Raw genomic sequence first — 13243 nt, forward strand, 5'->3', positions numbered from 1 at the left:
CTTCCGCGCCCGGCTCCGCCGGGTCCGCGAGCAACTCCTCCAGCAGCGCCCGCGCGACCGGCCCGGGCGGCGCCTCGGCGCCCGCGTCCGCCCAGTCCACCCGGGCCACCACGATCTGCCACTGCGGCGGAGTCCCGCCCCCGGGCAGCAGCACCGGCGTCGCCGCCCGCAGCCGCGCCCCGATCTCGGAGGCCGCCGCACCGCCTCTGACCAGCTCGAAGACCTCCGTGGCCAGCCGCCGCCGCACCGCGCGGGCCGCGTCCCGCCGTTGCCGTTCCACCCCGATGAGCCGGGTCACCCCGCGCAGCAGTTCCAGCCGCTCGGCCGGCCACTCGCCGGCGTCCGCCTCGACCGCGAGGAACCAGTCCGACAGGACGGTGGCGCGGACGTCGGCGTCGGCGGCGGTCCGCACCGGGAACAGCGAGTACACCCGGCCGCTCTGCGCCGTGGTCCGGTACGGCGCCGGCCGCCCGGTGCGGCTCGCGGCCTGCTGGGCGCCGGCCAGTTCGGCGCGGACCGGGGCGGGCAGCGGCTGCCGGGCGCCGGCGATCTCCCGGCCGGTCGAGGACAGCACCCACGCCCGCAGGTCGAGGTCGCTGCCGAGCAGGTCGAGTACGGCCTCGGGCCCGCCGCTGCCGGGCCCCGCCGACATCAGCCGCCGGTGCCGGTCCACCACCGCCGCCAGGTCCCCGGCCCGCTCGCCGGACACCTGCCGGACCACGTACTCGGTGATCGTGGCGAAGGCCACCCGCTCGTCGACCGCGAACAGCGGCAGCCGGTGGCGCGCGCAGGCGTCGACCAGGTCCTGCGGGATCGCGCCGACCCCGGCGTCGCCCGCGGCCACCGCGGCCACCCCGGCGGCGGACAGCAGCCGCACGAAGGGCTCGGAGTCGGCCGGTCCGTGCCGCCACGCGAGCCCGGTGAGCACCAGCTCGCCACCGGTCAGATAGCGGCTCGGGTCGCGCAGGTCGGTGGTCATCACCCCGCGCACCGTGCGGTCCAACTCGTCCTCGCCGCCGAGCAGCCGCAGACCGAGTACGTCGGTGTCCAGCAGTGCGCTCAGCCGCATCGTCCTCGCCTCGTCCTCGCTCGTCGGCCCGCGGGCCTGTTGCCCGCTGTCTGTTGCCCGCCGCCGTACGCGCCGGCGCTACGCCGTTCGGTTACCGCGTCCTCCTGGTGCTGCGCCGTCCGGGGGGTCCGGAGCCGGTGATCACCGGCGCCACCCGCGAAGTGTGCGGCACTCGTGTTGCCGGTGGGATGCGGCGACGTTTCGCGACAACCCCTTTCGGAGGAATGTACAAGACCTGTCGGTTGGCCAGCCAAGTGCTTCATGTGTTCGGTGACTGCACCCGAACGGCTCCGCGGCCGTGTACTGGCCGCACGCCGTGTGTACAGGACAGGAACAGCCCCGCCGAGTATCCGGAGCAGGCCGAGCGTCCGGATCAGCCGAGAAGAGAATCCTCATGGAATTCCTGCGCCCAGCCAGCTGGCAGGAGGCGATCGCCGCGAAGGCCGAGCACCCAGCGGCCGTGCCCATCGCCGGTGGCACGGACGTGATGGTCGAGATCAACTTCGACCACCGCAGGCCCGAGTACCTGCTGGACCTGAACCGCGTCACCGAACTCCAGGAGTGGGAGACCGGCGCGCAGACCGTACGCCTGGGCGCGTCCGTCCCCTACACGAAGATCATGGAGCACCTGCGCACCGAACTGCCGGGGCTGGCGCTCGCCTCCCACACCGTGGCCTCCCCGCAGATCCGCAACCGCGGCGGCGTCGGCGGCAACCTCGGCACCGCCTCGCCGGCCGGTGACGCCCACCCGGCGCTGCTGGCCGGCGGCGGCCAGGTCGAGGCCGAGTCGGTCCGCGGCACCCGGATGATCCCGATCGACGACTTCTACCTCGGGGTGAAGCGCAACGCGCTGGAGCCCGACGAGTTGATCAGGGCCGTGCACCTGCGCAAGGCGGGCGGCCCGCAGCAGTTCTCCAAGGTCGGCACCCGCAACGCCATGGTGATCGCGGTGTGCGCCTTCGGGATCGCGCTGCACCCCGACACCCGCACCGTGCGCACCGGCATCGGCTCGGCCGCGCCGACCCCGATCCGGGCGCGGACCGCCGAGGAGTTCCTCGCCGCCGCGCTCGACGAGGCCGGGCTGTGGGACAGCCGCGGGCCCGTACCGCCTTCGGTGGCAGGGCAGTTCGCCGCCCTGGTGGCCGGGGCCGCCAACCCGATCGACGACGTGCGCGGCACCGCCTCGTACCGCAGGCACGCGTTGGGCGTGATGGCCCGCCGCACCCTGGGGTGGACCTGGCAGGAGTACCGCGGCGACCGGAGGAGTGCGTCATGCGCGTGACGATGACCGTCAACGGCCGCCCGCAGGAGGCGGATGACGTGTGGGAGGGCGAGAGCCTGCTGTACGTGCTGCGCGAGCGGATGGGGCTGCCGGGCTCCAAGAACGCCTGCGAGCAGGGCGAGTGCGGCTCGTGCACGGTCCGCCTGGACGGCGTGCCGGTCTGCTCCTGCCTGGTCGCCGCCGGGCAGGCGCAGGACCGCGAAGTGACCACGGTGGAGGGCCTGTCCGGCCCGGACGGTGAACTGTCCACCGTGCAGCAGGCGTTCGTCGACGCGGGCGCGGTGCAGTGCGGCTTCTGCACACCCGGACTGCTGGTCGCCGCCGACGAGTTGCTGGAGCGCAACCCGGAACCGTCCGACGGCGACATCCGCGAGGCGCTGTCGGGCAACCTGTGCCGCTGCACCGGCTACGAGAAGATCCTCGACGCGGTCCGGCTGGCCGCCGCCCGTACCGAACAGGCGGTGTGACCATGGCCGACGAGTTCCGTACGGCGGACCGGTCCCGCGCCGCCGAAACGACCCGCGCCACCGGGAAGACCCGCGCCGCCGAACAGCCGTGCGCCGCCGAACAGTTCGGCTCCACCCGGCAGCCCCGCGCCGCCGCCGTGCCCGGGCGCGCGCCGACCAGCCTCACCCAGGGCACCGGCGCCGCCGGCACCAAGGGCGGCATCGGCGAGTCCACGCTGCGCCCCGACGGCATCCTCAAGGTCACCGGCGAGTTCGCGTACTCCTCCGACCTGTGGCACGAGGACATGCTGTGGGGCTACACGCTGCGCAGCACCGTCGCGCACGCCAGGATCCTGTCCATCGACACCGGCGAGGCGCTGGCCACCTCCGGCGTCTACGCGGTGCTCACCTACGACGACCTGCCCACCGAGGTCAAGAACTACGGCCTGGAGATCCAGGACACCCCGGTGCTCGCGCACGGCAAGGTCCGCCACCACGGCGAACCGGTCGCCCTGGTCGCCGCCGACCACCCCGAGACCGCCCGCCGGGCCGCCGCGAAGATCCGTATCGAGTACGAGGACCTGCCCGTCATCACCGATGAGGCGTCCGCGACCGCGCCCGACGCGATCCTGGTGCACGAGGGCCGCGACGACCACCACAGCGGGCACGTGCCGCACCCCAACGTGGTGCACCGCCAGCCGATCGTGCGCGGCGACGCCGACGCCGCGGCCGCCCGCGCCGACGTGGTGGTGCGCGGCGAGTACGTCTTCGGCATGCAGGACCAGGCGTTCCTCGGCCCCGAGTCGGGCCTCGCGGTGCCGGCCGAGGACGGCGGCGTGGACCTTTACGTGGCCACCCAGTGGCTGCACTCCGACCTGCGGCAGATCGCCCCGGTGCTCGGCCTGCCCGAGAGCAAGGTCCGGATGACGCTCTCCGGCGTCGGCGGCGCCTTCGGCGGCCGTGAGGACCTGTCGATGCAGATCCACGGCTGCCTGCTGGCGCTGCGCACCGGCAAGCCGGTGAAGATCGTCTACAACCGGTTCGAGTCGTTCTTCGGCCACGTCCACCGCCACCCCGCCAGGCTCCGGTACGAGCACGGCGCCACCCGCGACGGCAAACTCACCCACGTCCGCTGCCGGATCGTGCTGGACGGCGGCGCCTACGCCTCCTCCTCCCCGGCCGTCGTCGGCAACGCCGCCTCGCTGTCGATCGGCCCGTACGCCGTCGACGACGTGGACATCGAGGCGCTCGCGCTCTACACCAACAACCCGCCCTGCGGCGCCATGCGCGGCTTCGGCGCGGTCCAGGCGTGCTTCGCCTACGAGGCCCAGATGGACAAGGTCGCAGCACGTCTCGGCCTCGACCCGGTCGAGTTCCGGCAGCGCAACGCCATGCAACAGGGCACGATCATGCCGACCGGGCAGCCGGTCGACGCGCCCGCGCCGGTCGCCGAACTGCTGCGCCGGGTCAAGGCGATGCCGATGCCGCCCGAGCAGCAGTGGCGCACCACCGAGGGCGCCGACGTCCGCGCGCTGCCCGGCGGCCTGTCCAACACCACGCACGGCGAGGGCGTCGTACGCGGGGTCGGCTACGCGGTCGGCATCAAGAACGTCGGCTTCTCCGAGGGCTTCGACGACTACTCCACCGCGCGGGTGCGGATCGAGGTCATCAACGGCGAACCCGTGGCGACCGTGCACACCGCGATGGCCGAGGTCGGGCAGGGCGGCGTCACCGTGCACGCGCAGATCGCCCGTTCCGAACTCGGCGTCACCCAGGTCACCATCCAGCCCGCCGACACCCGGGTCGGCTCGGCCGGCTCCACCTCCGCCTCCCGGCAGACCTACATGACCGGCGGCGCGGTGAAGAACACCTGCGAGGCCGTCCGGGAACGGGTGTTGGAGATCGGCCGGCGCAGGTTCGGCAGCTACCACCCGGCCTGGGCCACCGCCGAACTGCTGCTGGAGGGCGGCCGGGTCGTCACCGACGGCGGGGAGGTGCTGGCCGACCTCGCCGACGTCCTGGAGGGTGAATCCGTCGACCTGGAACTGGAGTTCAGGCACCGCCCGACCCAGGCGTTCGACCTGCGCACCGGACAGGGCAACGGCCATGTGCAGTACAGCTTCGCCGCGCACCGCGCCGTCGTCGAGGTCGACACCGAACTCGGCCTGGTCAAGGTGGTCGAACTCGCCTGCGCCCAGGACGTCGGCAAGGCGCTCAACCCGCTGTCGGTGGTCGGCCAGATCCAGGGCGGCACCACGCAGGGCCTCGGCGTCGCCGTCATGGAGGAGATCGTGGTCGACCCGAAGACCGCGAAGGTCCGCAACCCGTCCTTCACCGACTATCTGATCCCGACCATCCTCGACACCCCGACGATCCCCGTCGACGTGCTCGAACTCGCCGACGAGCACGCGCCGTACGGGCTGCGCGGCGTCGGCGAGGCACCCACCCTGTCCTCGACTCCCGCCGTCCTCGCCGCCATCCGGCAGGCGACCGGCCTGGAGCTGAACCGCACCCCGGTCCGGCCGGAGCACCTCACCGGATCGTAGGGCCCGGGGGACCGTCGAACGACAAACCGGGCCCCCGACCCGTTTCTTGTTCGCCTCGGGCCGTCCCCCGGGTCGTGCGGGCCGAGCGTCATCCCCAGTCCCGTCCGCGCGCCGCGGACCCCATCGAGAGCCGGCTCGGCGTCAATTGGCCCAGAACACGTAGCCGAGCAGCCGAATCCCGCCGAGGAACGGAACCGCCATGCTGGACATCGCAACCGAGCTGCACCGCTGGTGCGAGCGCGGCCGGCCGTTCGCCGTCGCGACCGTGCTCGCCACCGGCGGCAGCGCCCCGCGGCAGCCCGGCGCCGCCCTCGCCGTGGACGGCGACGGCACCGCGGTCGGCAGCGTGTCCGGCGGGTGTGTCGAGGGCGCCGTCTACGAACTGTGCCGCGAGGCGCTGTCCGGCGACGGCCCGCCGACCGTGGTGCAGCGCTTCGGCTACTCCGACGAGGACGCCTTCGCGGGCGGTTTGACCTGCGGCGGCGTGATCGACATCCTCGTTCAGCGGGTCGATCCCGGGGTGCGGCCCGAGATCGTCCGCGCGCTGGCCGCCGCCGCCTCGGGAGAGGCGGCGGCGGTCGCCCGGATCGCGGCCGGCCCCGCCGAACTCCTCGGCCGCGCCCTGCTGGTGCGCACCGACGGGTCCTACGACGGCTCGCTCGGCGACGGCCCGCGGGATCGTACGGCCGCGGGGCAGGCGCACGCGATGCTCGCGGCCGGGCGCACCGGCACCGTGCAGATCGGCGCCGACGGCAGCCGCTGCGGGCAGCCGCTGACTCTCCTGGTCGAGGCGAGCGTGCCGCCGCCGCGGATGCTCGTCTTCGGCGCGATCGACTTCGCGGCCGCGCTGGTACGGGCCGGGAAGTTCCTCGGCTACGACGTGACCGTCTGCGACGCCCGGCCGGTGTTCGCCACCGCCGGGCGCTTCCCCGAGGCCGACCGGATCGTGGTGGAGTGGCCGCACAGCTACCTCGACGCGGAGGTGGCGGCCGGGCGGATCGTCCCGGGCACCGTGGTGTGCGTGCTCACCCACGACGCGAAGTTCGATGTGCCGCTGCTGGAGCGGGCGTTGCGCCTCCCGGTCGCCTACGTCGGCGCGATGGGCTCGCGCCGCACCCACCTCCAACGGCTCGACCGGCTCCGCGAGGCCGGCGTGCCCGAGGCCGCACTCGACCGGCTGCGGTCCCCGATCGGGCTCGACCTCGGTGCCCGCACCCCCGAGGAGACGGCGCTGTCCATCGCGGCGGAGGTCGTCGCGCTGCGCTACGGCGCCACCGGTGTGCCCCTGAGCGGGGCCCACACCCCCATCCACGCGGTGGCCTGACCGGCGGCAACGGGCCCCTCCAGGGCGCCCCTGCCGGCCGGTTCCGGGACCGCTCGCCGGCGGGCTGCCTGTCGCGCGGTTCCTCGCGCTGATGGTCCCCTCGTCGTCTCGGGGCCTCATCCGCCCTGTTCGGACGGCCGGGGGCGGCTCCCGGACGGGTTCCCACGATCGTTGCAGTCTGCCACGATGCCTGGGAGCGATCGGCCACAGGGAGCGTGATGACCGGATTTGCGAGCAATGATCACCGTGGCCGCGCTCAGCACCCGGCCATCGGTCTGCCTCGATTCACCGGTCGGGACGAGGAGTTGGCCGCGCTGCGGAGCGCTCTGGCGTCCGGGGCGCCGGCCGTCGTGCTCGTCGAGGGCGACGCGGGGATCGGCAAGAGCCGGCTGCTCGCCGAATTGCTGGCCGAACTGCCCGGGGGAACGGCGGCCGGCGCGGTGCCGGTACGCACCCTCGTCGCGGTCTGCCCGCCGTTTCGCCGACCGCACACCCTCGGTGCGCTGGTGGACGCGATCCGTCAGAGCCTGGACCGGATCGCCGGTCTGGGTTTGAGCCCGCTCGCCGGAGCGCTGCGGCCGTTGTTTCCCGAGTGGACCGCCGATCTGCCCGGGACGCCCGAGCCGGCCGAGGACGCGACGGCGGTACGGCACCGGCTCTTCGGCGCGCTGTGCGAACTCCTGGACGCGATGGGCGTGACGGTGCTGGCCGTCGAGGACGCGCACTGCGCGGACGAGGCGACGCTGGAGTTCCTGCTGTTCCTCTGCGCCCGCCGCACACGGCGGATCAGCGTGATCGTGACGTACCGGCCGGAGGACCTGCCCGAGGACTCGGTGGTGCGCCGGCTGTTCTCGCCGGTGGCGCCCGGCGCCACCCGGCTGCGGATCGCGCTGGGCCCGCTGGACGTGGCCGCGACCGCTCGTCTGGTGTCGTCCATGCTGGCAGGGGAGCAGGTGTCGGAGGAGTTCGCCCAGTTCGTGCACCGGGGCACCGACGGTATCCCGCTCGCGGTCGAGGAGTCGATCCGGCTGATGGGCGACCGCGCGGACCTGGCACGGCGTGACGGGGCCTGGGTGCGCCGGGAGATCGAGGACATCGACGTGCCGCCGACCATCCGGGACGCGGTGATGGAACGTTTCCGCCGGACGTCTGCGCAGGCGCGGGCGCTCCTGGAGGCGGCGGCGGTGCTCACCGATCCCGCACCGGAGAGGCTGCTGCTCGCCGTGTCCGGGCTCGCCGGAGCGGGCGCCCACACCGCCTTGGACGAGGCGATCGGGTCAGGGCTGCTGGTGGAGGGCCGGCACGGTCTGCTGGCGTTCCGTCATGTGCTGGCGAGCCGCGCGGTCTACGAGTCGGTTCCCGCGGCCCAGCGGCGCCTGCTGCACCGGCGGGCCGGGCACGCGCTCCAGGACGCCTCGCCGCGGACGCCGGCCGAGCTCGCGAGGCATTTCCGTGACGCCCGGGACACCGAGGAATGGCGCCGGTACGCCGAGCAGGCCGCCGATCTGGCGCTCGTTTCCGGTGACACCGCCACCGCCGCCGGGCTGCTGGGCGAGCTGATCACCGAGGCGCGGCTGCCGGGCGGGACGGTCGCGCGGCTGGTCGGCAAGCTGCGTTTCGGCACGTCCGAGGACATGAACCGGCTCCAGGACGTGGTCCGCTCGCTGCGCACCGCGCTCGCCGAGCAGCAGCTGGGCGAACGGGATCAGGCCGAGGTCCGCGCGCAACTCGGCCGGTTGGAGCTGCTGGCCGAGAACCACCGCGTGGGCCGCAGGGAGCTGGAACGGGCGATCCCGCATCTGGGTCACGATCCGGTGGCCGCCGCGCAGGCGATGATCCTGCTGGGCTGGGCGTTCGGTGAGGGACTCCCGAAGGCGACCCACCTGCGGTGGCTGCGCAGGGCCGCCGAGGTGATGTCGCTGCCCATGCCGGAGGCGGACCGGATGCGGCTGCGGGTCAACCACGTGACCGGCCTGCTGACCCTGGGGGAGCAGGAGGGCTGGGTCGAGGCCGCGCAGATCCCCCCGGACTCGCCCAACCCGACGGAGATCACCCGGCTCTACCTCAACCTCGGTATGGTGGCCCACCAGTGGGGCCGCTACGGGGAGGCACGGCGCTGCCTGGCGGTCGCCCGCGGGCTCGCGGAGCGCCATCGCTACAGCCGGTTCCGCACCCTGATCCTGGCGGCGGACGCCAACCTGGACTGGTCGAGCGGGCGGTGGGACGGCTTGGCCGAGCGGCTGGCCGGCATCGTCGAGGCCACCGAAGGGGCGGCGGTGACCCAGCTGGGTGCCCGGTTGACCGGCCATCTGCTGGCCGCCGCGCGAGGTGACCGCCCTGCGGCGGAGCGGGGCCTGCGCGAGGTTCTGGCCGAAAGCAGGAACGCGCCCGACTGCGCCCTGGACGCTACGGCCGCCCTGGCGGGGATGGCGCTCGCCGACGGCGACGTCGACGGAGCCCTGGCGCTGACCGAGGGGCGGCCGGACAACGCCAACGGCGAGGGGATGTGGTTGTCCGCGGTGCAGTTCGTGCCGGTCCGGGTCGAGGCGCTGCTCGCCTCGGGCGGCCCGCGGACCGTCAGGGCGGAGCAGCTGGTGCGCGGACTCTCGGAGTGGATCCGCGGGCGGGACGTGCCCGCGCCGCGGGCCGCGCTGGCCTCGTGCCGGGCGCTGCTGGCCGGCGCGCGTGCCGAGCCGGAGCGGGCGGCGGCGCTGTGCGCGCGGGCCGCCCTGCTGTGGGACGCCCTGCCGCGTCCGTACGCGGCGCTGGCGGCACGTGAGCGTCAGTCCGCCCACCTGCTGGCGTGCGATCGGCGCGAGGAAGCGCTGGCGTTGCTGGAGCAGGTCGGCGCGGGATACCGGGAACTCGGCGCCGGCGGCGACGCGTTGCGGGTCGTGACGGTGCTGCGCACGCACGGTGTGCGGGCCGCCGGGCCGCAGCCGGCCCGGCGCGGTTACGGCAACCGGCTCTCGCCTCGCGAGCTGGAGGTGGCCGGGCTGGTGATCGGGGGCCGGACGAACCGGGACATCGGCGAGGCGCTGTTCCTCTCCCCGCGGACGGTCGGCCGGCACCTCGACTCCGCGATGCGCAAGCTCGGCGTCTCCTCCCGCACCGCGCTCGCCGTGCGCCTGGTGGAACTCGGCCTGGGCACTGCTTCCTGAGCGGCCGCATGTGCCCCGCAGGACCTGAGCAGTAGCGGTTTCCCCGCTCGGGGGAGGCACCGGCACGCGTGGGAGTCCTCGCCCCTGCCCGGTGCCGACCGGACCGAGCCGGACGACCGCGTTGCCGCCGACACCGTCTACCGGCTCCGGCGGGACCCGGCGGGACCCGGCGGGACTCGGCCGAACCGGCGGGACTCGGCCGGACTCGGCGGGCAGAGCCGGGGGCGATGGCTGGGCGACGGCCCACCGCAACTTTGGGTCACGCACACGGCGAGTTTGGGTCATCTGACGCATCCCCCGTCGCTCCTGCCTGGCGACACTTGGCAGGTACGCGACGCAATCCGAGAGGGATCTGACCATGAATCGTCCCAACGGGAGCCCGACGACCGCCGAGGGACCCTTCACCAGTGATGAGGAGGATCCCCGGCCGGCCTGCGCGGACCCGGATCCCACCGCCGCCGACGGGGAGGACACGCCCGGCGGCGCGGTGCCCGACCCCACGACAGATGCCGAACACGACAGCGGGACCACGCACGGCGGTGACCGCTACCGGCCGCTGTGAACTCCCCCCGCACGGGGTCCTGACCGACCCGCCCACCGCACGGTTCTCCGTTCCCGATTCCCCGTACCCCTGAGCCAGCCCGAGCGGCGCCCTGTGCCGATCGGGCGGGAAGGCGCGCGCACATGCGCATACCCGGACTCATCCGACGCAGGCCGGTGGTCGCCCCGGTGGTGGCCCTGGCCGTGGCGGCCCTGATCGGGCTGGGCCTGCACCTGCCGGTCCGCTCCGCGCCGGCCACCGTCCCGACCGCGGACAGAGCCGCGGCCGTACCTCTGACCACGAGCACCAACACCGGCTGCAACAAGGCACCCCGCAAGGGATTCGTGCGCTGCATGTCCGTCGTGCGGACACCGGCGGACCACGCGCTGACCCCGCAGGTCGCCGCACCGCCCGCCACCGCACTGGCTCCCTCGGACATCCAGAGCGCGTACCGGCTCCCGGCCGGACACGGCGGAGGCCAGACGGTGGCGATCGTGGACGCCTACGGCGACTCGAACGCCGAGGCCGACCTGGCCGCCTACCGCGCCTACTACGACCTGCCTCCCTGCACCACGGCGAACGGCTGCTTCAAGAAGGTGGACCAGAGCGGCGGGTCGAACTACCCGCCCGACGACCCCGGCTGGGGCACGGAGACCACTCTCGACCTCGACGCGGTGTCCGCCGCCTGCCCGGCCTGCAACATCCTGCTGGTGCAGGGCGACGACGCGTCCTTCGACAACCTGGGGATCGCCGACAACACCGCGGTGGCGCTCGGCGCGAAGTTCGTCTCCAACTCCTACGGCGCCGACGAGGACCCGAGCGAACTCTCCTACAGCCACTACTACGACCATCCCGGCGTGGTGATCGCCGCCTCCAGCGGCGATGTCGGCAACAAGGTCGGCGCCCCGTCCACTTTCCAGAACGTCGTCGCGGTCGGCGGCACCAAGTTGGCCAAGGACACCTCGGTGGCGCGCGGCTGGACCGAGACGGCCTGGACGTCAGCGGGTTCCGGATGCTCGACCATCTCGGCTCAGCCGGACTACCAGTCGTCGCTGGACACGCGGTGCGCGAACCGGGCCACCGCCGACATCTCCGCCGACGCGGACCCGGCCAGCGGCCTGGCGATCTACGACACGCTCGGCCAGGGCGGCTGGCTGCAGGTCGGCGGCACCAGCCTCGCCTCGCCGCTGGTCACCGCGATGTACGCGCTGGCCGGCACACCGGCGGCGGGCACCTACCCGGTCACCTACCCGTACCACGACGCGAATTCGACCACGGACCTGTTCGACATCACCGAGGGCTCCAACGGAACGTGCGGGAACGTGCTGTGCAACGCCGGTCCCGGCTGGGACGGTCCCACCGGTCTCGGCACACCCGACGGGTTGGGCGCGCTGTCCTACGGCGAGCACGGCGACATCAAGGGGCAGGTGACCGACGCCGCGACCGGGGCACCCGTCACCGATGCCGTGATCACGGCCTCGCCGGGCGGGTATCTCACCCACACCGACTCCACCGGGCACTACGACATCAGCGCCAACGTCGGCACCTACACCGTCAGTGCGACGTCGTACACCTACGCGTCGACGAGCCGCAGCGGTGTCGGCGTCACCACGAACGCCGACACCACAGCGGACTTCGCGCTCCAGGCCAAGTCGCGGGCGACCGTGTCCGGAACCGTGGCCGACGGCTCGGGGCACGGCTGGCCGCTGTACGCGCGGATCACCATCGACGGCTACCCGGGCGGTCCGATCTACACGGACCCGTTCACCGGGCGCTACGACGTGACCCTCGCCGGGCAGACCACCTATCACGTGCATGTCGTCCCGGTGTACCCCGGCGTCCTGGGCAGCCCGGACGACGGCTACCTCCAGCAGGACACCGATCTCGCGGTGAGCAGCAGCGACATCAGCCGGGACTTCCGGCCGGCGGTCGACCAGAACGCGTGCACCGCGCCGGGATACGGCTCGAACGGACTGTCCGAGAACTTCGACAACGCCCGGGGCGGCACGCCGGGCGACGGCTGGACCGTGTCCGGCTCCAAGGCCGGCTGGCGGTTCGACAACCCCGGCAACCGCGCGGCGGTGAACCTGCTGGACAGCCACTTCGCCGTGGCGGACAGCGCGACCGCCACGGGGCGGATCGACAGCACGCTCACCTCTCCGAGCGTGGACCTGTCCGGCCAGAAGACGCCGCATCTCAGCTTCACCTCGGGCTACTACGGTGCGAACGGGCAGCGCGCGGACGTCGAACTCAGCACCGACGGCGGCCGCTCCTGGAGCGACGTCTGGCACCGGTCCACCGCAAACGGCGCGGGCAGCGTCGACCTGCCGGTCCCGCAGGCCGCGGGCAAGAAGGACGTCCGTGTCCGGTTCCACTTCACCGGTGTCCACGGCTGGTGGTGGTCGGTCGACGACCTGTTGCTCGGCACGCACACCTGCACCCCTCTGCCCGGTGGCCTGGTCAGCGGCCTGGTCACCGACCACGTCACGGGCAAGCCCGTCCAGGGAAGCGTCGTCGCGGACACCGCGCGGCCGGCCGACCGCACAGTCGCGGGGACGACGGAGGAGCCGACCGTGTCCGGCTTCTACTCGCTGTTCCTCGCCGCCGGCCGGAAGCAGCTCAGCGCGACCACGCCCGGCTACACCGCCACCACCGCCACCACCGACGTCTCCGCGGACCGCGTCACCCGGCTGGACTGGGACCTGCACGCCGCGGGAGGCACCCGATGACGAAAGTTCTGGAGGACGCGCCGGTGAACGCACGACGGCATCCCCCCACCCGCAGACGCCTGGCCTTGCGCGGCCTCGTCGCCGTGGCTCTCGGCATCGCCGCGGCGCTGCCCGGCACGGCGAGCGCGACGAGCCCGGCACATTC

At 73.6% G+C, this 13243-nt stretch carries 8 protein-coding genes; 7 read left to right on the plus strand and 1 reads right to left on the minus strand.

Annotation, left to right across the window (positions count from 1 at the left end; translation table 11 throughout):
- On the minus strand, nucleotides 1-1069 hold a 1069-nt coding region (locus tag AC13HU_RS17310; RefSeq protein WP_483042776.1), incomplete at its 3' end, for a PucR family transcriptional regulator ligand-binding domain-containing protein.
- A 394-nt stretch (nucleotides 1070-1463) separates the two neighbouring features.
- On the opposite strand from AC13HU_RS17310, the gene AC13HU_RS17315 reads away from it, so the two are divergent.
- The 7 genes from AC13HU_RS17315 (at nucleotide 1464) to AC13HU_RS17345 (ending at nucleotide 13098) form a co-directional block, all read left to right on the plus strand.
- Complete coding sequence (locus tag AC13HU_RS17315) at nucleotides 1464-2351, plus strand: FAD binding domain-containing protein (RefSeq protein WP_483042777.1); 888 nt, start codon at nucleotides 1464-1466, stop codon at nucleotides 2349-2351.
- Nucleotides 2342-2818 carry a (2Fe-2S)-binding protein gene (locus AC13HU_RS17320; RefSeq protein ID WP_366414383.1) on the plus strand — a complete coding sequence of 159 codons (477 nt, stop codon included), beginning with the start codon at nucleotides 2342-2344 and terminating at the stop codon, nucleotides 2816-2818. The genes AC13HU_RS17315 and AC13HU_RS17320 overlap by 10 nt, the downstream gene beginning before the upstream one ends.
- A 2-nt stretch (nucleotides 2819-2820) precedes the next feature.
- Complete coding sequence (locus AC13HU_RS17325; protein ID WP_483042778.1) at nucleotides 2821-5343, plus strand: xanthine dehydrogenase family protein molybdopterin-binding subunit; 2523 nt, start codon at nucleotides 2821-2823, stop codon at nucleotides 5341-5343.
- A gap of 199 nt (nucleotides 5344-5542) precedes the next feature.
- Nucleotides 5543-6667, plus strand: coding sequence for an XdhC family protein (locus AC13HU_RS17330; RefSeq protein WP_483042779.1), 1125 nt, complete (start codon nucleotides 5543-5545; stop codon nucleotides 6665-6667).
- A 218-nt stretch (nucleotides 6668-6885) separates the two neighbouring features.
- Nucleotides 6886-9828, plus strand: coding sequence for an ATP-binding protein (locus AC13HU_RS17335; protein WP_483042780.1), 2943 nt, complete (start codon nucleotides 6886-6888; stop codon nucleotides 9826-9828).
- Between the two features lie 358 nt (nucleotides 9829-10186).
- Entirely contained in the window at nucleotides 10187-10390 is a 204-nt protein-coding gene (locus AC13HU_RS17340; RefSeq protein WP_483042781.1) for a hypothetical protein, read from the plus strand.
- A gap of 122 nt (nucleotides 10391-10512) precedes the next feature.
- Entirely contained in the window at nucleotides 10513-13098 is a 2586-nt protein-coding gene (locus AC13HU_RS17345; protein WP_483042782.1) for a carboxypeptidase regulatory-like domain-containing protein, read from the plus strand.
- Nucleotides 13099-13243 lie beyond the last annotated feature (145 nt).

This window comes from Streptomyces sp. NH27 (assembly GCF_056859195.1).

Excerpts from the sequence above, each read along its gene's own strand:
- AC13HU_RS17345 (WP_483042782.1), top strand. The coding sequence starts at position 10,513 with ATGCGCATACCCGGACTCATCCGACGCAGGCCGGTGGTCGCCCCGGTG.
- AC13HU_RS17315 (WP_483042777.1), top strand. The coding sequence starts at position 1,464 with ATGGAATTCCTGCGCCCAGCCAGCTGGCAGGAGGCGATCGCCGCGAAG.
- AC13HU_RS17325 (WP_483042778.1), top strand. The coding sequence starts at position 2,821 with ATGGCCGACGAGTTCCGTACGGCGGACCGGTCCCGCGCCGCCGAAACG.
- AC13HU_RS17330 (WP_483042779.1), top strand. The coding sequence starts at position 5,543 with ATGCTGGACATCGCAACCGAGCTGCACCGCTGGTGCGAGCGCGGCCGG.
- AC13HU_RS17335 (WP_483042780.1), top strand. The coding sequence starts at position 6,886 with ATGACCGGATTTGCGAGCAATGATCACCGTGGCCGCGCTCAGCACCCG.
- AC13HU_RS17340 (WP_483042781.1), top strand. The coding sequence starts at position 10,187 with ATGAATCGTCCCAACGGGAGCCCGACGACCGCCGAGGGACCCTTCACC.
- AC13HU_RS17320 (WP_366414383.1), top strand. The coding sequence starts at position 2,342 with ATGCGCGTGACGATGACCGTCAACGGCCGCCCGCAGGAGGCGGATGAC.